General features: G+C 68.7%; 14 protein-coding genes and 2 pseudogenes. 5 read left to right on the forward strand and 11 right to left on the reverse strand.

Translation table 11 applies throughout. The features are described from left to right. The first annotated feature begins 483 nt into the window (after positions 1–483). The 4 genes from OHA58_RS34025 to OHA58_RS34040 all read left to right on the forward strand — a co-directional run bounded on the left by OHA58_RS34025 (position 484) and on the right by OHA58_RS34040 (position 6,883). Positions 484–1,287 carry a carbohydrate ABC transporter permease gene (locus OHA58_RS34025; protein WP_405483546.1) on the forward strand — a complete coding sequence of 268 codons (804 nt, stop codon included), beginning with the start codon at positions 484–486 and terminating at the stop codon, positions 1,285–1,287. Further along, entirely contained in the window at positions 1,284–2,105 is an 822-nt protein-coding gene (locus OHA58_RS34030; protein ID WP_329577625.1) for a carbohydrate ABC transporter permease, read from the forward strand. The genes OHA58_RS34025 and OHA58_RS34030 overlap by 4 nt, the downstream gene beginning before the upstream one ends. 102 nt (positions 2,106–2,207) lie before the next feature. Beyond that, positions 2,208–3,470, forward strand: a complete 1,263-nt coding sequence (locus tag OHA58_RS34035; RefSeq protein WP_405483547.1) for an ABC transporter substrate-binding protein — start codon at positions 2,208–2,210, stop codon at positions 3,468–3,470. A 188-nt stretch (positions 3,471–3,658) separates the two neighbouring features. Next, positions 3,659–6,883 carry a family 78 glycoside hydrolase catalytic domain gene (locus OHA58_RS34040; RefSeq protein ID WP_405483548.1) on the forward strand — a complete coding sequence of 1,075 codons (3,225 nt, stop codon included), beginning with the start codon at positions 3,659–3,661 and terminating at the stop codon, positions 6,881–6,883. Between the two features lie 199 nt (positions 6,884–7,082). On the opposite strand, the gene OHA58_RS34045 is transcribed toward OHA58_RS34040, so the two are convergent. The 3 genes from OHA58_RS34045 to OHA58_RS34055 form a co-directional block, all read right to left on the reverse strand. Further along, a complete protein-coding gene (locus tag OHA58_RS34045) occupies positions 7,083–7,988 on the reverse strand; it encodes a recombinase family protein (RefSeq protein ID WP_405483549.1) in 906 nt (301 codons plus the stop codon). Between the two features lie 480 nt (positions 7,989–8,468). Continuing rightward, complete coding sequence (locus OHA58_RS34050) at positions 8,469–9,314, reverse strand: aldo/keto reductase (protein ID WP_405485321.1); 846 nt, start codon at positions 9,312–9,314, stop codon at positions 8,469–8,471. Between the two features lie 141 nt (positions 9,315–9,455). Continuing rightward, positions 9,456–10,343 (reverse strand): helix-turn-helix domain-containing protein, encoded by an 888-nt coding sequence (locus OHA58_RS34055; RefSeq protein WP_405483550.1) that lies wholly within the window; start codon positions 10,341–10,343, stop codon positions 9,456–9,458. A gap of 344 nt (positions 10,344–10,687) precedes the next feature. Here OHA58_RS34055 and OHA58_RS34060 point away from each other — a divergent pair, with 344 nt between their 5' ends. Then, a complete protein-coding gene (locus tag OHA58_RS34060; RefSeq protein ID WP_405483551.1) occupies positions 10,688–11,665 on the forward strand; it encodes an aldo/keto reductase in 978 nt (325 codons plus the stop codon). A 272-nt stretch (positions 11,666–11,937) separates the two neighbouring features. On the opposite strand, the pseudogene OHA58_RS34065 reads toward OHA58_RS34060, so the two are convergent. The 8 genes and pseudogenes from OHA58_RS34065 to rhaI form a co-directional block, all read right to left on the reverse strand. Continuing rightward, positions 11,938–13,324 (reverse strand): annotated as a pseudogene (locus OHA58_RS34065) (Tn3 family transposase); the annotation flags it as partial. Between the two features lie 45 nt (positions 13,325–13,369). After that, positions 13,370–13,573, reverse strand: a pseudogene (locus OHA58_RS34070) (DUF4158 domain-containing protein); the annotation flags it as partial. Between the two features lie 272 nt (positions 13,574–13,845). Beyond that, positions 13,846–14,508, reverse strand: coding sequence for a lactate utilization protein C (locus OHA58_RS34075; protein ID WP_405483552.1), 663 nt, complete (start codon positions 14,506–14,508; stop codon positions 13,846–13,848). After that, positions 14,505–15,929: a LutB/LldF family L-lactate oxidation iron-sulfur protein gene (locus OHA58_RS34080; RefSeq protein WP_405483553.1), complete on the reverse strand. Its 1,425-nt coding sequence runs from the start codon at positions 15,927–15,929 to the stop codon at positions 14,505–14,507. The genes OHA58_RS34075 and OHA58_RS34080 overlap by 4 nt, the downstream gene beginning before the upstream one ends. Further along, the gene (locus OHA58_RS34085; protein ID WP_405483554.1) at positions 15,926–16,669 is read right to left on the reverse strand and encodes a (Fe-S)-binding protein; all 744 of its coding nucleotides are present in this window, start codon (positions 16,667–16,669) and stop codon (positions 15,926–15,928) included. The genes OHA58_RS34080 and OHA58_RS34085 overlap by 4 nt, the downstream gene beginning before the upstream one ends. Further along, complete coding sequence (locus OHA58_RS34090; RefSeq protein ID WP_405483555.1) at positions 16,669–18,150, reverse strand: rhamnulokinase family protein; 1,482 nt, start codon at positions 18,148–18,150, stop codon at positions 16,669–16,671. The genes OHA58_RS34085 and OHA58_RS34090 overlap by 1 nt, the downstream gene beginning before the upstream one ends. Positions 18,151–18,236: 86 nt before the next feature. After that, the gene (locus tag OHA58_RS34095; protein ID WP_405483556.1) at positions 18,237–20,276 is read right to left on the reverse strand and encodes a bifunctional aldolase/short-chain dehydrogenase; all 2,040 of its coding nucleotides are present in this window, start codon (positions 20,274–20,276) and stop codon (positions 18,237–18,239) included. Positions 20,277–20,328: 52 nt separating this feature from the next. Beyond that, positions 20,329–21,495 (reverse strand): L-rhamnose isomerase, encoded by a 1,167-nt coding sequence (gene rhaI, locus OHA58_RS34100; protein ID WP_405483557.1) that lies wholly within the window; start codon positions 21,493–21,495, stop codon positions 20,329–20,331. Between the last annotated feature and the right edge of the window lie 447 nt (positions 21,496–21,942).

Genomic DNA, 21,942 nt, shown 5'->3' on the forward strand with positions numbered 1-21,942 from the left:
AGTGGGAAACGTTGCCGCAGAGTGTAGAGCCGAAGGCGCGAAAAGCCACGCCGCCGAGGCGCTACCCGTGCTGCGGGGCCGGGTGACATGGAGCTTCTCCCGTTATGAAGTCGCAGCATGCGGGACATCTTGACGTCTTGCGAGGCCGACCCTAAGGTCAGCGCAACTTCTGGAAAACGTTGCCCATTCTCATGAACCAGCCCCTGGCCGGTTGGGTGCGCGACAGTCCACCTGGGGCCTGGAGTCTGGGACCTGGGGCGCACCGGAACGAGGGCGGTGGGGGCTCCTCCGCGCGCAGCTGTGCCAGTGCTCGATCCAGGTGCTTTATTGAATCGTTTCAAACAGACGGGTCCACCGGTGATGACCGCTCCAACCGATCGGCCTCCACAGGAGGCTCGCTCAGTACCCGCTCGTCGCACACCCCTGGCGTCGACGTGGTGGTTAGCGCTTCCGGCGCTGGTTCTCTTCGCCTTCGTCGTCCTGGTGCCGAGCGCCCGTGGGATCTACTACGCCTTCACCGACTGGGACGGTCTCGACCCCGACCTGTCCTTCGTCGGCCTGGACAACTTCACCGACATGACGGGCGACCCCGACGCGGTTCGGGCGATCTGGCACACGCTGCTGATCGCGGTGTCGATCACCGTCGTCCAGAACCTCATCGGGCTGCTGCTCGCGCTGGGAGTGAACAGCACCATCAAGACGCGCAACGTCCTGCGCGTGTTCCTGTTCGCCCCGGCCGTGATCACACCGATCGTGACCGCCTACCTGTGGCGCAACCTGCTCGGCCCGGACGGCGCAGTCAACAGCGCGCTCGGTGCAGTCGGCTTGGACTCCTGGCAGCAGAACTGGCTGGGCGATCCGGACCTCGCGCTCTGGGCGGTCGTGGGAGTGATCGTGTGGCAGTTCGCGGGCTACTCGATGGTGATCTTCCTGGCCGGGCTGCAGTCGGTCCCGAAGGAGATCCACGAGGCCGCGGCCATCGACGGGGCCGGCCCGGTCCGCCGCTTCTGGTCCGTCACCCGGCCCCTGCTCGCTCCGGCGATCACCATCAACCTGATGCTGTCGATCATCGGCGGAATCAAGCTGTTCGACCAGGTGTACGCGCTGACCGGCGGCGGCCCCGGCCATGCCACCGACACGATCTCCACGCTGATCTACAAGAACGCGTTCACGCTGGGCGAGTTCGGCTACAGCATCGCCCTCGCGGTCGTCCTCACCGTCATCGTGGCCGTCGCCTCCACCGGCCAGTACGTCGTGCTGTCCCGCAACGAAAGGGCCGCGTCGTGAACCGCTACCGCCGCCGTACCTTCGCCCTGGAACTGTCCATGATTGCCGCGGCCCTGGTGGTGGGCTTCCCGGTGTACGTGCTGGTCAACCTCGCCCTCCGCGCCCCCTCGGACACCTCGTCGCCGATCCGGCCCACCGCGTCACCCACGCTGGAGAACTTCCAACAGGCCTGGCAGCAGGGCGCGCTGGGCGGCGCGCTGGCCAACAGTGTCCTGGTCACGGCCGTCAGCGTCGTCATCGTGCTGGCAGTGTCCTCGCTGGCGGCCTACCCCCTGGCGCGGGTCGCGGCGCGCTGGTCCCGGGGGACATACCTGTTGATCATGCTGGGACTGGTGCTGCCCTTCCAGCTGGCGTCGCTGCCGCTGTACCAGACGATGCGCGACCTCGGCCTGCTGGGCACTCCGTGGGCGCTGATCCTCTTCTACGCCGGTCTGCAGGTGCCGTTCACCGTCTTCCTCTACGTGGGGTTCCTGCGCGCACTGCCGCGTGACTTCGAGGACGCCGCCCTGATCGACGGCTGCACACCTCTGCAAGGATTCCGCCACGTCGTCCTGCCCATGCTCAAGCCGGTCACGGTGACCGCGCTCGTCCTCAACACCGTGGCGGTCTGGAACGACTTCTTCACCCCGCTGCTGTATCTCAGCGGCAGCGCCCAGCAGACCATGCCCGTCGCCATCGCCGGCTTCGTCGGGCAGTACGCGACCGACTGGAACCTCATCTTCGCCGCACTGGTGATCAGCGTCGTGCCGGTCCTGGCCGTCTACTTCGCCCTCCAGCGCAGCATCATCAACGGCTTCGCCGGCGGTCTGCGTGGCTGACCGGCACTGGTGCACCCTCCCGGTGCGCGACACGCAGCACTGCCCCCTCGTCCCCTTCTGTCCCATGCCCCTGCACCGCAGTCCATCCTCGCGGGAGACACCATGAAGACACCCCGACTGACGGCCCTGACAGCCGCGACCATCGCTGTCGCCGTGCTGGCCGCGTGCAGCGGCGGCACCACCGCGGGCGACAAGGGCGATACCCGGACGCTCACTCTCGCCTCGGTCGACCAAGGCTCCGTCGAAGACGTCGTCAAGGCGTTCGAGAAGGCCAACCCGGGCGTCAAGGTCCGCTACACGACCAGCGGCGCGGACCAGTACCAGCAGCAGATCCGCACCCAGCTGTCCTCGGGCACCGCCCCGGACGTGATGTCCGTCTGGCCGGGCAACGGCAACCCGGCCGCCACGCACGTCCTGGCCGAGCCCGGCTATCTGCGCGACCTCTCCGACCGGCCCTGGGCGGCGAAGCTACCCGACGCCGTCAAGAGCGTCGCCCAGTACGACGACAAGACGTACACCGCGCTTTTCGGGCAGAACGGCATCGGCGCCGTCTACAACGAGCAGGCCCTGCAGAAGTCAGGCCTCACCGCGCCGACCACATGGACGCAGCTGCTGAAATTCTGCAAGGACGCCGCAGCCAAGGGCACCCCCGCCTTCGCGCTGGGCAACCAGGACAACTGGGTGACACAGATCGTCCTGTACGCGCTGGTTGCCACGACCGTCTACGGGCCCGACCGGGACTTCGACACGAAGATGCAGGCGGGCAAGGCCACGTTCGCCGAGTCGCAGTGGACCACCGCCCTGGACAAGTACCTGACGATGGAGAAGACGGGCTGCTTCCAGAAGAACCCGCTCGGGACCACCTACGAAGCCAGCCAGCAACTGGCCGCCACCGGCAAGACCCTCGGCATCGTCCAGGGCAACTGGGTGATCGCCCTGCTCAAGCCGAAGAACCCGAAAGCCACCTACACCCTCAAGCCGCTGCCGGCCGTCGACGACCCCACCAGGACGATCGTCCCGGCCGCGGCGGGCGCCGGTTACGGCATCAACGCCAAGGCCAAGAACGAGGAACTCGCCCTGAAGTTCGTCGACTTCGTGATGTCACCGAAAGGCATGAACCTGTACGCCAAGAAGCAGGGAGGCCTGCCCACCCTCCCCGACACCGGCTACACCGCCGACCCGTCGCTGACCGAGCTGTCGACGTTCATCAAGGACGGCAGGACCGTTCCGTTCATGGACCAGTTGTGGCCCAACACCAAGGTGCAGCAGACCATGCTCAGCGGTCTGCAGGAGATCTTCAGCGACCAGTCCACGCCCGAGAAGGTACTCAAGGCGATGGACGCCGACTACCAGGCCGGGGACTGATCCTCCGGCGAGCGCGGCCGCTACGCACGGGCATCACCTGGCGCGGCCGCGCCCCGGATCAGCACCGCCACCGAACCCCACCCCAACCGGCCGGAGACATCCGTTTCCGGTCCGCACCTCGAGGGCGGCAGCACGCCCTCGGGGAAGACACCCCTGCCCAACAGGCAAGCACATTCAAGGAGTTCAGCATGCCCGCAGAGCCGCGTGACGCGCTCAGCCGCAGACACGTCGTGGGAATCCTCGCCGCCGGGACGGCCGGAATGGCCCTGCCCCTCGTGGCCGGCGGCTCAGCCGTTGCCACTCCTGCCCGCCACACCACCGCCACCGCGGCGGCCGCCGGTGCGGCCGTCGGTCTGCTCGGCATCAACGGCCGCCTCGACGAACCGCTCGGTGTCGACGACACGACCCCCCGGCTCAGCTGGCGCGTGACCACCCACCGGGACGGCTGGGTGCAGTCCGCCTACCAGATACGCGCCGCACGCACCGCCCACGAACTCGACCACGGCCCCTACCTCTGGGACTCGGGCAAGGTGCACTCCGACGCCCAGACCGACATCCCTTGGCGCGGCCGTGGCCTCCCGGCCCGTGAGCCGGTCGTGTGGCAGGTCAGGGCCTGGGACCAGGACGGCAAGGCCACACCGTGGAGCCGCCCCGCCACCTGGGAGACGGGCCTGCTCAAGCGCGACGACTGGGGCGACGCAGAGTGGATCGAACACCCCGGCCGCAGCGTCGGCGACCCGCTGCCGCTCTTCGCGCGGACGTTCACCACCGGCAGGCGCGCGGGCGCGAAGGTCACCAAGGCGCGGCTGTACCTGTCGGGAGTCGGCCTGCACCTCGCGTACGTCAACGGCGAGCGGGTCAGTGACGAGGTGCTGGCCCCCGGCAGTTCCAACTACCAGCTCTCCGCCGAGTACCGCGCCTACGACGTGACCGACCTGATCCGCACGGGCGCCAACACCGTGGGCGTCGAACTGGGCCATGGACCCGCTCTGGTCACCCGCTCGGTCACCAACCCGGCGACCGGCCGGTCAGCCCCGTACAGCTGGTGGCAGAGCCAGTTCAAGGGCAGTGGCACCCTCGCGGCCCCCGCCGCCCCAGGTGACACCACCGTCAAGGTGAGCGCGACGAGCAACTACCACGTCGGCGGCACCGTCAACATCGACACCGGGGACGGCGGGGAGCGCCTCGAGTCGCGCACCATCACCGCGATCGGCACAGCGGGAGCCGACGGCACCGGCATCACCTTCCAGCCCGCCCTCAAGAAGCCGCACGCCGCCGGCGCCACGGTCACCGGCTCAGGCAACTCCCTGGCGAGCATCGACCCCAGCGCCGGTGCCGCCGTCACACCCCGCATGATCGCCCGCCTTGAGATCACCCGGGCCGACGGCTCGGTCGAGACCGTCGTCAGCGACGGCACGTGGAAGACCTCGCTCGGCCCGACCACGACGAACAACTGGTACTCCGGCACCGACTACGACGCCCGTCGCGAACAGGCCGCGTGGACCGACCCCGGCGCCGACCTGGGGGAGGGCGCCCGCCGCCGCGACGGCTCACCGGTCGGCTGGGTGACCGCGGGTATCGCGCCGCCGCCCAACCTGACGACCGACCTCGTCTGGCGCGCGGGCGAGCCGGTGAAGATCGCCGACCGTCTCCGTCCCGTCTCGGTCACCGAGCCCCAGCCGGGCGTGTGGGTCTTCGACTTCGGCCAGAACTTCGCCGGCTGGCCCCAACTGACCCTGGAGGGGAAGATCCCTGCCGGGGTGACGGTCAAGATGCTTCCCGCGGAGTCCCTGAACGCGGACGGCACCGTCGACCAGGCATCCATCATGGGCGGAGGCGGCAGCCGCGGCACGGACATCTTCGCCGCCTACACCACCCGCGGCAGCACCAAGGGCGAGAGCTGGCACCCCGAGTTCAACTACTTCGGCATGCAGTGGGTGCAGGTGACCGGGCTGCCGGAGGGATACCGGCCCACCGCCGACACGATCACGGGACTCCAGCTCCACGCGGACGTCCCCGTCGCCGGGCACCTCACCACCTCCAACGACCGCATCAACCGCATCCACCGGATGGCGCGGTACTCGGTCATGAGCAACACGATGTCCACGTTCACGGACTGCCCCGGCCGCGAGAAGCTCGCCTACCCCGCCGACTACCTGCAGCCCTTCGCGTCCCTGCACCGCCACTTCGGGTACGCCGCCTTCCTGCGGACCATGGAACGCCATCTCGCGGAAGGCCAGTCCAAGGCGGGCGACAACATCGGCAACGTCGCCCTGAAGGCACCCGTCTACGACTGGGGCTACACCGGCCGGTTCGGCGACGAGATCAACTGGGGCAACGGCATCATCCTCACCCCCTGGTTCCTCTACGAGATCTACGGCGACACCCAGACCATGGCCCGCTACTACCCCCAGATGCAGGCCTTCCTCACCTACATCCGGACGCAGAAGGCCGGCACCGGCGCGAACTCCCACATCGTCGACGCGGCGCTCGGCGACTGGATCGGCGCCGAAGCCACGTCCGGCCGCATCACCGGCACCTGGGGCTATCACCAGATCGCCGACCGGATGGCGCAGATGGCCGCGCTGCTGGGCCGTAAGTCCGACGCCGCCGAGTACCGCAGCCTGGCCGCCGCCATCAAGAGCGCGTTCAACGACGCGTTCTACAACCCGGCCCTGGGCCGCTACACCAGCGAGGGCCCGCTCGGCTCCACCGGCGCGACCCAGGCCGCCCAGGCCCTCGCGCTCGACGAGGGGCTGGTCCCGAGCGGCGAACGCGAACGCGTCCTCGACGCGCTCGTCGAACTGGTCAACGGATTCCAGCCGTTCGGCGGCGGTCCGCACTTCAGCGGCGGCACCATCGGCCTGGCACCGATCGTGCGCGCGCTGACGGCCGGTGGCCGCGACGACGTCCTATGGAAGGTGCTGCAGGAGGACACCCGCCCGAGCTACGGCTTCTTCCTGGCCCCCACGGCCGCGAACCCCAAGGGCCTGACCACCCTCCCGGAGCAGTGGGACATGGGGAACTCCAAGAACCACATGATCCTCCTCCAGGTCGAGGAGTGGTTCCACGCGGGCCTGGCCGGTATCCGGCAGGCGCCCGGCTCCTCCGGCTACCGCGAGCTGGTGATCGACCCGAGGATCGTCGGAGACCTCACCCACGTCGAGGGCAGCTACCAGACCCCGTACGGCGAGGTCGCATCGGAGTGGACCCTTAAGGACGACACCTTCCGGCTGACGATCCAGGTGCCGCCGAACACCACAGCGGAGGTACGCGTCCCCAAGGGCGGCACGGGCTCCCCGGACGCACCCCGCGGCGCCGACTTCCAGCGCGTCGAGGGGGAGCGCGTCGTCTACAAGGTCGGGTCGGGAACGTACGACTTCACCGTGCGAGGCGTGCACCCCGCGACGTAGCACCTGAGCGGCCCAACGGGTCCGGGCGGGGGCAGGCCCATGGCCTGCCCCCGCCCGGTGAACCGCGGTTCTCGGCCGCGATGCCGATTCTGTTCACTTGCTGCCGCGAGGCGGTCCGGATTCAGCTTGCTCTTGCGAGGAACCCCGGCCATGGGGACCATCGGTACAGCCGTTGGCGCTAAGCCCTTGAACATGGTCGCTAGCTGCGGGTCTCCGCGTTCGGGTGGGGCTGGGCCTGGAGGCGCTGGCGGAGGTCGATCTCCTCGGGGGCGAGCGGGTCCTCGGGCCGACGGATGCGGACGGACTTGGGCCGGAGCGTCAGGCCGTCGTCCGCTGCGGCAAGCGCCCGGTACAGCGAGGCAACCGAGGGGGACTTGCCCGCGTTCTTCCCGACCTTGATGGTGAGCTTCTTCGCGATCTCGGGCACGGGGACGCCCTTGTCCTTGAGTGCGACGGCGAAGGTGAGCATGTCGTCGTCGATGACCTTGGGCCGTCCGCCGTGGTTGCCCTTGGACGCGGCGATGACCTGGCCTTCGAGGGTCTTCTCCCGGATGTAGTTGCGCTCGATCTGCCCGGCGACGGCGAGCACGGCGAAGAACATGGCGCCCATGCCGTTGGGGTCGTAGACCCCGGTGAGCGGGCCGGTGAGGAGTTCGAGCTGGATGCCGCCGGCCTGGAGCTCGGCGGACAGCGTCATCAGCTCGGCCGCGTTCCTGGCCAGACGCTTGAGCTCATGCACCGTGAGGATGACGGACGTCTCCGGGGCGGCTTCCTTGAACTGGTGGGCCAGCGCGAGTGCCTTCTCCAGCTCGGGCCGCACCTTCACCCGGGTGCTGATCTGCTCCTTGAAGACCTTGTGGCACTCCGCACGGTGGAGGGCTTCGAGCTGGCTCGCCAGCTCCTGGCGGGCGGTCGACGTCCTCGCGTACCCAATGCGGACCGGACGCTCAGTGCGGGGCGCGGGGACGAGGACGAAGCGGGGGGTGTGGTACTTCGCGGCGGTCTTCCCGCCCCGGGTGCGGCAGGCACTGCCGGCGGGCGCGTCACAGTTCGGGCAGTTGTGACGTTCTACTGCCAATGCGGCCTGATCGGGTGTGAGGCCCATGGCAGAAGCCTCTCAGAAATGCCTCGCACAACATGCAGGTTTCGAGAGGACTTTTGCGAACGGCGACCTGCGGAATCTGATCGCTTCGGGGCCTGTCGCAGAACTCTCACAGATGAACATTTATGAGAGTGACCGCCGTGTGTGACGTCTGCTGCCGGAGGTCGCCCAGCTGTGACTTAGCACGCAAGGTGGCGCCTTCGCGCTTGAACTGGCACCAGTTGGCACTTGGGTTGTTGATTGCGCTGTCGGTAGTCAGGGGCCGCCGCCGGCGCGCGCCGGCGGGCCCGGTGGCTCCCTGATGCCACAGGACCCGGCAACATGCAGAAACCTGGGCTCTCGCGCCCAGGTTTCTGCTGGCTGCTTCCGATCAGACGGGTGCAGGGGTCGAAGGTAACCGCGCCCCCTTCCGACACTCAGGTGCTCCCAGCGTGCGGGAGGCACCGCTGGCCGGCGTCCAGGAGAGGAGGACGCAGAGGGTTCTCAGCCGAGGCGGTACCCGCCGACGGCGCTGACCGTCTGCGGGTCGCGGTGATCGAAGACGATGCTTGCGCCGGTGTCCATCGCGGCGATGCGGTCCATCTCGTCGCCCGTCAGCTCGAAGTCGAAGACCGCGATGTTCTCGGCCATGCGCTCCGGTCGCGAGGACTTGGGGATCACCACGACACCGCGCTGGGTCAGCCAGCGCAGTACTACCTGGGCCACGGACTTGCCGTGCGCCTCACCGATGGCGCTCAGCGTCGGGTCGCTGAAGATGTTGTTGCGGCCTTCGGCCAGCGGACCCCACGACTCGATCTGCACGCCGCGCTCGGCCATGAGCGCCTGGTCGTCGGCGCGCTGGAAGTACGGGTGGGTCTCGATCTGGTTGACCGCCGGGACGATCTCGTTGTGGTCGATCAGGTCGACCAGGCGGTCGGCGTAGAAGTTCGACACGCCGATCGCCTTGATCAGACCCTGACGGTGCAGGTCCTGCATGGCGCGCCAGGAGCTGTAGTAGTCACCGAAGGGCTGGTGGATCAGGTACAGGTCCAGGTAGTCCAGTCCGAGCAGGCGCAGGGACGTGTCGAAGGCTGCCTTGGCGCCCTCTTCGCCCTTTTCGTTGACCCACATCTTGGTGGTGATGAACAGCTCGTCACGGGCAATTCCGCTGGCCTTGACGGCCTTGCCTACGGCCTCCTCGTTGCCGTAGGCGGCGGCGGTGTCGAGGTGGCGGTAGCCGGCGGCGAGGGCGTCGGTGACGACCCTCTCGGTCTCCTCGGCAGGGACCTGGAAGACGCCGAAGCCGAGGATCGGCATCTGGACACCGTTGTTCAGCGTGACATGGGGGATCTTGGACATGGTGAACCTTTCGGGGTGGTGCTGAGGGGTGCGAGGGTGCGCACCGGCACGTGTGGGAACGGCGGTTCGTTGCCCGTGCTCAGCCGGTGGCCAGCGGCGGGCTGGATGGTTTTGGGGAATGTGGGCCAGGTGCTACTGGCCGCGGTCGCTCGGCTCTTCCTGAGCGCGCTCGACGGAATCCGGCGCGGCAGCCCAGCTGGCGAGCAGATCGAGAGCCTGGCGGCTGGGTGATCCGCGTTCCGCGGTGCAGACGATCAGCACGAGACCCGCGTCGGCAGGCAGATCCAGGGCTTCGTAGGAGAGCTCAAGATCACCGACGACCGGGTGGTGCAACCGCTTGACTCCCGTGCGGTGCATACGGACGTCCTGTGAGGCCCACCGGGTGCGGAACTCCTCGCTGCGGGTGCACAGCTCCCCGATCAGATCGGTGAGTGCTTTGTCGTAGGGGTTCTTGCCGGCCATGAGGCGCAGCGCGGCGACGCTGTCGCGGCCGGTGGCGTCCCAGTCGAGGTAGTAGCCGGCCGCGCGGGGGTTCAGGAAGCGGAACCGTGCGGCGTTGACCGGGCGGGCGGGATCCTCGTACAGCGGGGACAGGAGGGCTTTGCCCAGCGTATTGGTGGCCATGACGTCCCCGAGGCCGTTGGTGACATAGGCCGGGGACAGCTGACTGTCCAGGATCGCCTGGATGGCCGGACGTACCCGTTGCACCGCCGGGCGCCGGCGTACCGCCGGGCCGCTGTTGGCCGCACGCGCCAGGTCGAACAGGTGTGCCCGCTCGGCCTCGTCCAGCAGCAGCGCCCGGGCCACGGCGTCCAGGACGCTCTCGGAGGCGCCGCGCACGTTGCCGCGTTCGAGCTGGGTGTAGTACTCCACCGACACCCCTGCCAGGTCGGCCACCTCGCTGCGTCGCAGACCGGGCACACGGCGGGTGCCGCCGTGATCGACGAGGCCCACCTGCTCGGGCGTGACCTTCCCGCGGCGTGAGATCAGAAAGTCCCGTACCTCGCTGCGGTTGTTCATGTCTTTCACGCTACGAGCTCTGCTTCGGACGTGGGAGATGCTGCCAGCACCCCCCTCAGCGGCATCCCGCACGGCGGAGTCCGCTGCGCCACCGCACGATCATTCCGGGATGCGGGTCGTCGCGCGCACCTGACCGCGGATCCGGCCGAGCTGGCCTGGGGGTGATCCGCGCCCGTCGGGCGGCCAGGAAGCGTCGCACCCAGGCGGCCCATACCGCGACGGCAGGCATGTCGCCTGCTCGGTAGGGGGTGCTGGCAGCATCTCCCACCGCCACCGTCGGTTACCTAGCCTCGATGACGAGGCAGCCGGTGTCGGCCGGCTGCACCGACGATGAGGAACACGTCATGCAGTACACCCGTCTGGGCACCTCGGGACTGAAGATCAGCCGCATCGCACTCGGATGCATGAGCTTCGGCGACACCTCGCAGATGCCGTGGGCTCTGGACGACGACGGCGCCGAACCGATCTTCCGCCAGGCCGTCGAGTCCGGGATCACCTTCTGGGACACCGCCAACATCTACGCCTTTGGCACCTCCGAGGAGATCGTGGGCCGCGCGATCAAGAAGTACACGAAGCGCGACGACGTCGTCCTGGCCACCAAGCTGTTCAACCCCATGCACGACGGACCCGGTGGGTCGGGCCTGTCGCGCAAGGCCGTGATGGAGCAGATCGACGCCTCCCTGACCCGGCTGGGCACCGACTACGTCGACCTCTACCAGATCCACCGCTTCGACCCGCAGACCCCGGTCGAGGAGACCATGGAAGCTCTGCACGACGTCGTCAAGGCCGGCAAGGTCCGCTACCTCGGCGCCTCCTCGATGTGGGCCTGGCAGTTCGCCACCATGCAGCACGCGGCCCAGAGCCACGGCTGGACTCCCTTCGTGTCCATGCAGGACCAGTACAACCTGCTGGCACGGGAGGAGGAGCGCGAGATGTTCGGCCTGCTCGCCCACTCCGGCGTCGGCTCCATCCCCTGGAGCCCCCTGGCCGGCGGCCGTGTCGCCCGCCCCTGGGGCCAGGACAGCACCGCACGGGCCAAGACCACCCCCGATACCGACTTCGCCGGCCGCCCCCTGTTCGTCGACACCGACGAAGCCATCGTCGACGCGGTCCAGAAGATCGCCGACGCGCACGGTGTCCCGATGGCTCAGGTCGCGCTGGCGTGGGTACTGAAGAACCCCGTCGTGTCCGCGCCCATCGTCGGCGCCACCAAGACCCGCCACCTCACCGACGCCGTCGCCGCGCTCGACCTCACGCTGACCGAAGACGAGATCGCCACGCTGGAAGACCCCTACACCCCGCGCCTGCCCACGTTCTTCTGATCCGGCCAACCACTGCCGGGCCCGCAGCTCGGGGCCGCCGTCGAGCGCCCAGCGTCGTCGCCGACCCCAGACCTGGCACGAGGGCGTGCAGGTCCGCAGCCAGTAGGCGGAGGCGAAGCGCAAGGTGGCCAACGATGAGTACTACGGGCGGATTCGCGAGGAGATCGCGAAGTGGAAGGCCGCGTCGCAGAAGGACCGGATCGCGGCCGCGCAGCTGAAGTACCTCACCCGTCTCGTGGAGCGGCTGGGCAAGGAGCGATTCGACGCCAAGGTGAGCCGGCCTGGTCCTCCATCCCGTCCCGGTACGCCTGGTGGATCGTGCCCTTCTTGCCGTGGCAGATGTCGCGGGCGAGCTTGTGGCGCGACTCCTGGGCGGTGAGCTGCTTGTGCATCTGGCGCCGGTAGGCGTCGTCGACCGGGTCGACGACGGCGAGCAGGTCCAGGGTCTTGGCGATCCGCCCGTACTCGGCGAACGCCTACCCCAGTGGCGTGGGGTGGCCCTCGCGGCCGAACATCCGCAGCAGGTCGTAGGCCCTGCCCTGGTTGGTGACCAGGGAGCCGGCCACCCGCATCATGCCCGGCCAGGACGTGAGCACCTTCTTCACGTTGACCTTGTTGCGGGCCAGTGCCTCCAGCGGCCCGTACCCGCGCGCCGTCTCGGCGCCGGGCATCTGGGCCTTCCAGAACCGCTGGTCTTCGAGGTCCCTGAAGCGTGGGGAGAAGCGGTCGCCGAGCATCTTGAAGATGCCGAAGACCATGTCGGAGTACGAGGCGTTGTCGGTGGCGACCATCTCCGGCTTCACCCCGCCGTCCAGGTTCAGCAGGGCGTCCAGGATGAATAGGGAGTTGCGCGGGGTGCCGGGCGCCACCATCTGCCACATGCCGATGACCTGGTCATTGATGGCGTTCAGCCAGGTGATGCCCTTCTTCTCCGCGAAGTACTTGGGGCTCGGGGCGGCGTTGATGGAGCGGACGGGGACGACGAAGCGCACGCCGTCGACGGAGGCGAGCAGTCCCTTGCCCCAGTACTGCACGATCGGCACCCGGGCCTGGGCTTCGATAAGGGCGGCGTTCGCCGCGGCGATGGTGTCGGCGCGCAGGTAATACTCGTCGACGTGGACGAGCCGGGCCCGGGTGAGCGCCTCGAAGTTCGGGTTGACGACCGGGGTCATGCCGATGTTGCACGCCTCGCTCACGAGCAGCGCTACGACCGAGGTGGCCAGGTCCTTCATACGGGTCCGGCCGTCGCCCAGGTGCACGAAGGAGTCCAGGAATCCGGTCCAGGCGTGCACCTCGAACAGCAGGTCCGGCATCGATCTTCGGGAGCATCTTCTCTACCCGGCCGCGCAGCCAGGCCAGGGACTTCGGCTCGCCGAGCGCGTGGAGCTTCTCCACGTTCAGCTTCGCCCGCCCGTTGGGCTGGACCTCGATGCTGATCTACGCGTCGGTGCCGGCCTCCTCCAGGCGCTCGGCCATCTGCTACCACGTCGCATCCAGGACCTCCGTCAGCTCCCGCAGGTGTTCCTCGGCGTCCTCCTCCAGGCTCAGCCCGGCGGCCAGGACGTCCTCGCGCACCGACTCCCAGCCCTTGCCGTCCAGCAGGCGGGCGCGCGGGTCGGACCAGCGGTGTGAGGGGGAGGCGAAGATGTCACGCTCCAGCTGCGTGGCCAGATGCTCTACCACCGGCCACGGCACGGCCAGAGGATCCTCCAGGAACAGCCCGATGTAGCGGACCGTGCACATCTGGAGAGCGAAGCCGAGCCGGTTGTGGTCACCACGCCGCTTCGCGATCAGCTTCCGGTCCTCGTCGTCGAGGAAGAAGAACCGCTCCAGCTCAGGCTTCGTCGGCTCCCCGGCGAACTTCCCGTACGCCTCGGCCTGCTCATCAGTCAAAAATTCCACTGGCATGCGGCGGACGGTAGCCAGCCCCCGCCAGTGGTCGAGAATCTTCCACAGAACCCCCGTAGCAGGCAGATCACCTGTGCTAGGTACCCAAGATCAGGTACTTAGCGCCAACGGCTGTACCGCTGGTCCCCAACGCTGAACCCCGCGCGCTTTCCCGGACCGACAACCCCGACCACCGAGCCGTCCTGCGCCGGCTCAAGACCCACCTCGACAAGGCGGCAGTCCCCGTCACGAGTCCACGGGAACGGCCTTCCGGCCGCTCAAGACGCCGGTCCTCATCCGGTGAGCAGTACTACGTGCAGGGTGCGCGGGCCGTGCACGCCCTCGACGCGGTCGAGTTCGATGTCGCTGGTGGCGGAGGGTCCCGAGATCCAGGTGAGCGGGCGGGTGGGGTCGAGGCGGGGGAGGGCCTGCGGGACCGATGCGACGACCTGGTCGGCGGCGCGTACGACGCAGATGTGCAGGTCGGGGACGAGGGTGAGCGCGCGGCGGCCCTGGCCGGGGCCGCCGTCCAGGACGATCGTGCCGGTCTCCGCGATGGCGAGGGCACAAGTGGTGACCACGGCGTCCGTGGCATCGAGGTCGTACGACGTGAGGGGTGTTCCCCCTGCCGCACCTTCGTCCGGGCGCTGCTCCACCGCCGCGTCGGACAGCCAGGTGTCCGGCAGGCCAGGTGCGACGGCGACCGTGCGGGCTCCGTGCTCCTTGAGCAACTTCGCTATGAGCGAGGGGAGTTCACTGTTCTGGGCCCGGTGCACGATCGCCCGGTAGTCGGCCAGGTTCTCGTGCAGCAGGTCGAGGATCGTGGCCGGGTCGTCGGCGGTATGGGTCTGGAAGTAGGTACGCGTGGGGTGGTCTGCCGCGGGTGCGTCGACAAGGGCCTTGCGCACGCGGGACAGGATTCGCTCGCGGGACGAGGGTGTCGTGGGGGAGGTCATGTGCGGTTCTTCTTCCACCAGTCGCGGAACGGTTCGGCGGGCATCTCCGGCAGGTCTCGGCTGTTCGTCCACTGCCCGGCTCCCGGTCCGGGGAGCTTCTTCGGGTGCAGCTTGCGGGTCTTCGCCGCGACGCGTTCGCCCGCTGCCAAAGCACCTGGGTGGTCCAGGACCCAGCCGGCCGCCTTGATCGCGGCCTTCTCCAGGCGGTGCCCCTTGCCGCCCTGGTCGGCGACCTTCTCGCGCAGATGCACGAGGACTTCGGGGATGTCGATGGCGACCGGGCACACCTCGTAACAGGCGCCGCACAGGGTGGAGGCGTAGGGGAGCGAGGCGTCGATCTCGCTTGCCGTGCCCCTCAGTTGAGGGCTGAGGATCGCGCCGATCGGGCCGGGGTAGACGGAGCCGTACGCGTGGCCGCCGGCCCTCTCGTACACGGGGCACACATTGAGACAGGCTGAGCAGCGGATGCAGCGCAGGGCCTGGCGGCCGACCTCGTCGGCGAGGGTGTCGGTGCGGCCGTTGTCGATCAGGACCAGGTGGAAGGCTTGCGGGCCGTCGGTGTCGGTGGTGCCGGTCCACATCGACGTGTACGGGTTCATGCGCTCGGCCGTCGAGGAGCGGGGGAGCGTCTGGAGGAAGACCTCGAGGTCGCGCCAGGTGGGGACGATCTTCTCGATGCCGACGACCGAGATCAGCGTTTCGGGGAGGGTGAGGCACATGCGGCCGTTGCCCTCGGACTCGACGACGACGAGGGTGCCGGTCTCGGCGACCATGAAGTTCGCCCCGGAGATGCCGACCTTGGCGCGCAGGAACTTCTCGCGCAGGTGGAGGCGCGCGGCCTCGGCCAGCTCGGCGGGGGTGTCGGTCAGACCCTCGGGGGCCGGGCGGCCCCACTCGCCCATCTCCTTGGCGAAGATGTCGCGGATCTCGCCGCGGTTGCGGTGGATGGCCGGGACGAGGATGTGGGAGGGGCGGTCGTGGCCGAGCTGCACGATCAGTTCGGCGAGGTCGGTCTCGGAGGCGGCGATCCCGGCTTCTTCGAGCGCTTCGTTGAGGCCGATCTCCTGGGTGGCCATCGACTTGACCTTGACCACTTCGGACTCGCCGGTCTCCTTCACCAGGTGCGTCACGATCCGGTTGGCCTCGTCGGCGTCGGTGGCCCAGTGGACGACGCCGCCCGCCGCGGTGACGGCCTCCTCCAACTGCACGAGGTAGGTGTCGAGATGGCGGAGGGTGTGGTCCTTGATCTGCTTGCTGGCTTCGCGCAGGAGCGCCCAGTCGTCGAGTTCCGCGACGGCCTTGGCCCGCTTGTCGCGGATGGTGTGCGTGGCGTGCCGGAGGTTCGCGCGGAGGGTGGTGTTGCCGACGGCCTCGTGGGCCGCCTTCGGGAAGGACGGCATGCCCAGATAGGTTCCGCTCATGACCAGGGCTCCTCTTCGGTACTGGCGAGGATCTCCGCGAGGTGCAGGGCTCGCTGTGGGGCGTCCTGACGGCGCAGGATGCCACCGATGTGCATCAGGCAGGAATTGTCCGCGCCGCACAGGACGCCCGCGCCGGTGGAGAGGGAGTTGTTGACCTTGTCGGCTCCCATTGCCGTCGACACGTCGGAGTTCTTCACCGCGAAGGTGCCGCCGAAGCCGCAGCACTCCTCGGCGCCCGGCAGCTCGATCAGTTCAAGCCCCTTGACCGCATTGAGGAGTTGCGTCGGCCGGTGGCCCAGGCCGAGCATGCGCAGGCCGTGGCACGAGGGGTGGTACGTGACCTTGTGCGGAAAGTAGGCGCCGACATCGGTCACACCGAGCACGTCCACCAGAAACTCGGTCAGCTCGTAAATACGAGGGACGAGGGAGTCCGACACTCGCGTCAGCCGTGGGTCGGTGCCCTTCGCGGCGATGCGCGGATAGTTGTCGCGGACCATCGCCACGCAGGAGCCGGACGGGGTGACCACGTAGTCGTAGCCCTCGAAGGCGCGGCCCATGCGGTGCACCAGGGGTTCGGTCTCGCGGCGGTAGCCGGTGTTGAACTGGGGCTGTCCGCAACAGGTTTGAGCGGCCGGGAAGTCCACCTTCACGCCGAGGCGTTCGAGGAGCCTGACCGTGGCGACGGCGGTGGAGGGATACACGGCGTCGTTGACGCACGTGGCGAAGAGGGCGACGCGCATCACGAGTCCTTGCCGGAAGTGGTGGCCGTGGGGGAGAGACGGGCCGCGGCCGCGGCCCAGGCGGCGCTGTTGCCGCGTGGTGTGTAGTGGCGTAGCTCCTGTGTGTTGGCTACGAGGCTGCGCATCGCCGACAGGTCGCCGACGAGTCCGTGGGCGCGCGCCTGCACGAGGATGTTGCCCAGGGCCGTTGCCTCGGTGGGGCCCGCGATCACCGGGAGGCCGGTGGCGTCGGCGGTGAACTGGCACAGCAGTTCGTTGCGGGAGCCGCCGCCGACCAGGTGGATGTGGCGGATGTCGCGGTCGGCGAGGGCGGATGCCTGGCGCAGGGTGCGGCGGTGGGCCAGGGCCAGACTCTCCAGGATGCAACGGACGATGGCCCCCTGGCTGCTGGGGGCCGGCTGGTTGGTGCGGCGGCAGTACGCGCGGATGCGCTCGGGCATGTCGCCGGGTGTCATGAACTCAGGGGCGTCCGGGTCGACGACGGACGCGAACGGCTCGGCTTGGGCGGCGCTGGTGAGGAGGGCGGGCAGGTCGTCCGGCAGACCCTGCGCCGCCCAGGTACGGCGGCACTCCTCGAGGAGCCACATGCCCATGATGTTGCGCAGATAGCGGACGGTGCCGTCGATGCCGCACTCGTTGGTGAAGTTCGCAGCGCGGCTCTCCTCGCTGAGGACCGGAGCGTCGAGTTCGAGTCCGGCAAGAGACCAGGTGCCGCAGGAGATGTACGCGAAGTCCGGTGTCGTGGCCGGCACGGCGACCACGGCCGACGCGGTGTCGTGCGAGGCGACCGTGGTCACGGGGGTGTCGGGGGCGAGGCCGGTGTACGCGGCGACGTGCGGGAGCAGTGTGCCCGCCGGGTCGCCGGGGGAGCGCAGCGGAGGCAGGAGCCCTGGGTCGAGGGAGAGCCGGTCGAGGATGCCGCCGGCCCAGGTGCCGGTGCGGGCGTCGAACAGGCCGGTGGTGGAGGCGTTGGTCTCCTCCGCGCCGATGGATCCGGTCAGCCAGTGGATCAGCAGGTCGGGGATCATCAACAGGGTTCGAGCGATGCCGAGCTGGGCGCTTCCGGCGGCGGAGGCGAGCTGGAAGACGGTGTTGAAGGGCAGGTGCTGCAGGCCGGTGACCTGGTACAGCTCTTGGGGCCCGATCTTGGGCCATACGTCGAGGGCGGCGACGCCTTCGGTGCGGGTGTCGCGGTAGTGGAACGGCTGGCCGAGCAGGGCGCCGTCCGCGTCGAGAAGGCCGTAGTCGACGGCCCAGGTGTCGATGCCGATGGAGGACACCTGACCTGCTGCGCGCAGGCCGTCGAGTATGCCTTGGTAGAGGGCGAGTACGTCCCAGCGGAGCCCGTCCTGGAGGCGGACCGGTGTGTTGTGGAACCGGTGCGTCTCCGTGAGGTCCAGGTGACTTGGGCCTACGCGGCCGAGGATCACACGGCCGCTGGTGGCACCCAGGTCGGCGGCGGCGAAGGTGAGGTTGTGCATGCGGGCTCCGGAGAGGGGCTAGGTGTAGCGGCCGGGTGCGGGGCGGTCCGGCTGGTCACCGGCTCCCGCACCCGACATGCTGCAGGTCATCGAAGGAAGGCTGCCGAGACCCCCGCGTCCACCGGGATGTGCAGGCCGGTCGTGTGGGTCAGGTCGCCGCCGGTCAAGGCGAAGACCGCATTGGCGACATGCTCGGGCAGCACCTCCCGCTTCAGCAGGGTGCGCTGGGCGTAGAACTCGCCGAGCTTGTTCTCCTCGATGCCGTACGTCGCCGCGCGCTGTGCACCCCAGCCGCCCGCGAAGATTCCGGAGCCGCGCACCACGCCGTCCGGATTGACGCCGTTGACGCGGATGCCCTGCTCTCCCAACTCGGCTGCCAGCAGGCGGACTTGGTGGGCCTGGTCTGCCTTGGTGGCCGAGTAGGCGATGTTGTTGGGGCCGGCGAAGACGGCGTTCTTGGAGGCGATGTAGACGATGTCGCCGCCGAGCCCCTGTTCGGCCATGGTCCGGGCGGCCTCGCGGGAGACGAGGAAGGAGCCGCGCGCCATGATGTCGTGCTGCAGGTCCCAGTCCTTCGCCGTCGTCTCGAGGAGCGGCTTGGAGATGGAGATTCCGGCGTTGTTGACGACGAGGTCGACGCCTCCGAAGGCGAGAGCAGCGGCCTTGAACGCTTCCGTGATCTGCTCCTCCGACGTGACGTCCACGGTCACGGCGACGGCCTTGTCCGGCCCTCCGAGCTGCTCGGCGACAGCAGCGGCGTTGTCCCCGTTCAGGTCGGCGACCACGACGCAGGCGCCCTCCGCCGCGAGCCGGTGGGCGATGGCCTTGCCGATACCGGAGCCGGCGCCGGTCACCAGGGCCACCCGGGTGGCGAGGGGCTTGGGCTTCGGCATGCGCCGCAGCTTGGCCTCCTCCAGCTCCCAGTACTCGATGCGGAACTTCTCCGACTCCTCAATGGGCGCGTACGCGGAAACGGCCTCGGCGCCGCGCATCACATTGATGGCGTTGACGTAGAACTCGCCTGCGACCCGCGCGGTCTGCTTGTCCTTTCCGAACGAGAACATGCCGACTCCGGGCACCAGCACGATCGCCGGGTCCGCACCGCGCATCGCGGGCGACTCGGGTGTGGCGTGCCGGGCGTAGTACGCGGTGTACTCCGCGCGGTATTCGGCGTGCAGTTCCTTCAACCGGTCGACCATGGTGCCGAGTTCGGCTGTGGGCGGCAGGTCGAGGACGAGCGGGCGCACCTTCGTGCGAAGGAAGTGGTCGGGGCAGGAGGTGCCCAGCGCGGCAAGGCGGGGGTGCTCGGCACTCGCCAGGAAGTCGAGGATGGCCTCGGAGTCGTTGAAGTGGCCGACCTGCGGGCGGTCCATCGACGCAAGCCCTCGGATGACCGGGGCGAGCTGAGCGGCGCGCTCCCGGCGCTCGGTCGCGCCGAGCGCCGCGTATCCCTCGAGGACCGGACCGAACGGCTCGTCCTTGCCCTTCTCGACGAGGAAGGTCTCCGCGGTGCGGATGATGAAGAGGGCGTTGCGCTCGCACTCCTCGGCCGTCGCGCCCCACGCGGTGATGCCGTGACCGCCCAGGATGCAGCCGACGGCCTGCGGGTTGGCGGCCTTGACGGCCGCGATGTCCAGGCCGAGCTGGAATCCGGGACGGCGCCACGGCACCCACACGACCTTGTCGCCGAAACACTCGGCGGTCAGCTTCTCCCCGTCGGCCGCGCAGGCCAGGGCGATGCCGGAGTCGGGGTGCAGGTGGTCGACGTGTGCGGCGTCGACCAGGCCGTGCATGGCCGTGTCGATGGACGGTGCGGCGCCGCCCTTGCCGTGCAGGCAGTAGTCGAACGCGGCGACCATCTCGTCCTCGCGCTCCACGCCCGGGTAGACGTCGGTGAGCGCCCGCAGCCGGTCCAGGCGCAGCACGGCGAGCCCACCCTCGGTGAGTGTGCCCAGGTCGCCGCCCGAGCCCTTCACCCACATCAGCTCGACATCGGAGCCGGTGACCGGGTCGGTCTCGGAGCCCTTGGCGGACGTGTTGCCGCCGGCGTAGTTGGTGTTGCGGGGGTCGGCGCCGAGACGGTTGGAGCGCGCCAGCAGCGCGGCGACCTCGGGGTGCGTAGACATGGCGTGGATCAGTCCTTGTAAGAGAGGTGAACGTACGGAACGGAGCGAAGACTCAGGCCCCCCACCCCGCCTGCTCCCCACCCACCCGCTCGGCCACGATCCGCTCCTGCCACCCGGAGGCGGCATACGCGGCGACAGGATCCGGATTCAGCCCCTGCTCCTCGCGCAGCTCGCACAGCAGAGGCCGGACATCGGTGTTGTAGGCGTCCATCAGCACGAGGTTCGCGCCGAGCACATCACCTTCGCGCTGCGCGGCGACGAGCGCGTCGAGGTCGACGAGGAGCGCCTTGGCGGTGGCTTCCTGCACGTTCATCACGGAGCGGATGACCGCCGGGATCTTCGCCTCGATGTTGTGGCACTGGTCGAGCATGAACGCCACGTTCGTCTCCGGCTTGAAGCCGCCGTTCTTGGCGACCTCGTGCAGGATCCGGAACAGCTGGAACGGGTCGGCGGAGCCGACCATCAGGTCGTCGTCCGCGTAGAACCGTGAGTTGAAGTCGAAGCCGCCGAGCTTCCCCTCGCGCAGGAGTGTGGCGACGATGAACTCGATGTTGGTCCCCGGGGCGTGGTGCCCCGTGTCCACGACGACCTGAGCCTTGTGGCCCAGCTTGAGGCACTGCAGGTACGAGGTTCCCCAGTCGGGCACGTCGGTCGTGTAGAAGGCCGGCTCGAAGAACTTGTACTCGAGGAGCAGACGCTGGTCGTCGCCGAGCCGCTCGTACACCGTGGCCAGCGACTCGGCGAGCCGGTCCTGGCGCGCCACGATGTCGTCCTGCCCGGGGTAGTTCGTGCCGTCGGCGAACCACAGCTTCAGGTCCTTGGACCCGGTCGCGTCCATGATGTCGACGCACTCCAGGAGGTGGTCGACGGCCTTGCTGCGCACCTTCGGGTCGGGGTGGCAGACGCTGCCGAGCTTGTAGTCGTCGTCCTGGAAGGTGTTGGAGTTGATGGCGCCGAGTTCCACACCACGTTCCTTCGCGTACGTGCGGAGGCCCTCGTAGTCGTCGACCTTGTCCCACGGGATGTGCAGGGACACCTTGGGCGCGATGCCGGTGAACTCGTGCACCTTCGCCGCGTCGTCCAGCTTCTCCCGCGGGGTACGCGGCACACCGGCCTGCGCGAACACCTTGAACCGCGTGCCGGAGTTGCCGTAGCCCCAGGAGGGTGTCTCGATCCGCTGGCCGGCGAGTGCGGCCTTCACGGCGGCGATGTCAGGCATGTTCACCTCGGGGTGACTGAAGGAATGGGGTGCCCCGGAAGCTGGGGCGACAGGTACACGAACCGACCACGTGTGTGGCCGCTTGCGGCAATCGGCGGATCAGCGCATGCGGATGACGATGTGAATCGATTCATTCCGTTCGGGAAAGTAACCCCCTCGGCTGGCGGCCGTCAAGGGGTTCCAGTCGATCGGGAGAGGCTCTCCACGACGTTACGGAATCGTGTCGTTCGCCCCTCGCGGGTCCAGGACGCCCCCGGTTTCGTGCAGTTCAAGGGGCCTTCATCGCTCGACGTGCCCACGTGGGGAGGCCGGGAGATCAAAGTGACCTCTTGACCTGCCGGTTGCGCGGGGCTAGCTTCCGGGCAACCTCACTGAAACATTTCAGGCCGGGTGACTTCTTCGGCATTCTTGGCCGCGCTCGACGACACACCACCTCGGCAGACTCCC

This window comes from Streptomyces sp. NBC_00009, from assembly GCF_045040855.1.
In the GTDB taxonomy this organism is placed as follows: Bacteria; Actinomycetota; Actinomycetes; order Streptomycetales; family Streptomycetaceae; genus Streptomyces; species Streptomyces aureus.

What these genes read in the sequence shown, in the direction of transcription:
- OHA58_RS34080 (WP_405483553.1), bottom strand. Translation starts at nt 15,929, where the DNA reads ATGAGCGGAACCTATCTGGGCATGCCGTCCTTCCCGAAGGCGGCCCAC.
- OHA58_RS34060 (WP_405483551.1), top strand. Translation starts at nt 10,688, where the DNA reads ATGCAGTACACCCGTCTGGGCACCTCGGGACTGAAGATCAGCCGCATC.
- OHA58_RS34040 (WP_405483548.1), top strand. Translation starts at nt 3,659, where the DNA reads ATGCCCGCAGAGCCGCGTGACGCGCTCAGCCGCAGACACGTCGTGGGA.
- OHA58_RS34075 (WP_405483552.1), bottom strand. Translation starts at nt 14,508, where the DNA reads ATGACCTCCCCCACGACACCCTCGTCCCGCGAGCGAATCCTGTCCCGC.
- OHA58_RS34055 (WP_405483550.1), bottom strand. Translation starts at nt 10,343, where the DNA reads ATGAACAACCGCAGCGAGGTACGGGACTTTCTGATCTCACGCCGCGGG.
- OHA58_RS34035 (WP_405483547.1), top strand. Translation starts at nt 2,208, where the DNA reads ATGAAGACACCCCGACTGACGGCCCTGACAGCCGCGACCATCGCTGTC.
- rhaI (WP_405483557.1), bottom strand. Translation starts at nt 21,495, where the DNA reads ATGCCTGACATCGCCGCCGTGAAGGCCGCACTCGCCGGCCAGCGGATC.
- OHA58_RS34045 (WP_405483549.1), bottom strand. Translation starts at nt 7,988, where the DNA reads ATGGGCCTCACACCCGATCAGGCCGCATTGGCAGTAGAACGTCACAAC.
- OHA58_RS34090 (WP_405483555.1), bottom strand. Translation starts at nt 18,150, where the DNA reads ATGCACAACCTCACCTTCGCCGCCGCCGACCTGGGTGCCACCAGCGGC.
- OHA58_RS34085 (WP_405483554.1), bottom strand. Translation starts at nt 16,669, where the DNA reads ATGCGCGTCGCCCTCTTCGCCACGTGCGTCAACGACGCCGTGTATCCC.
- OHA58_RS34095 (WP_405483556.1), bottom strand. Translation starts at nt 20,276, where the DNA reads ATGTCTACGCACCCCGAGGTCGCCGCGCTGCTGGCGCGCTCCAACCGT.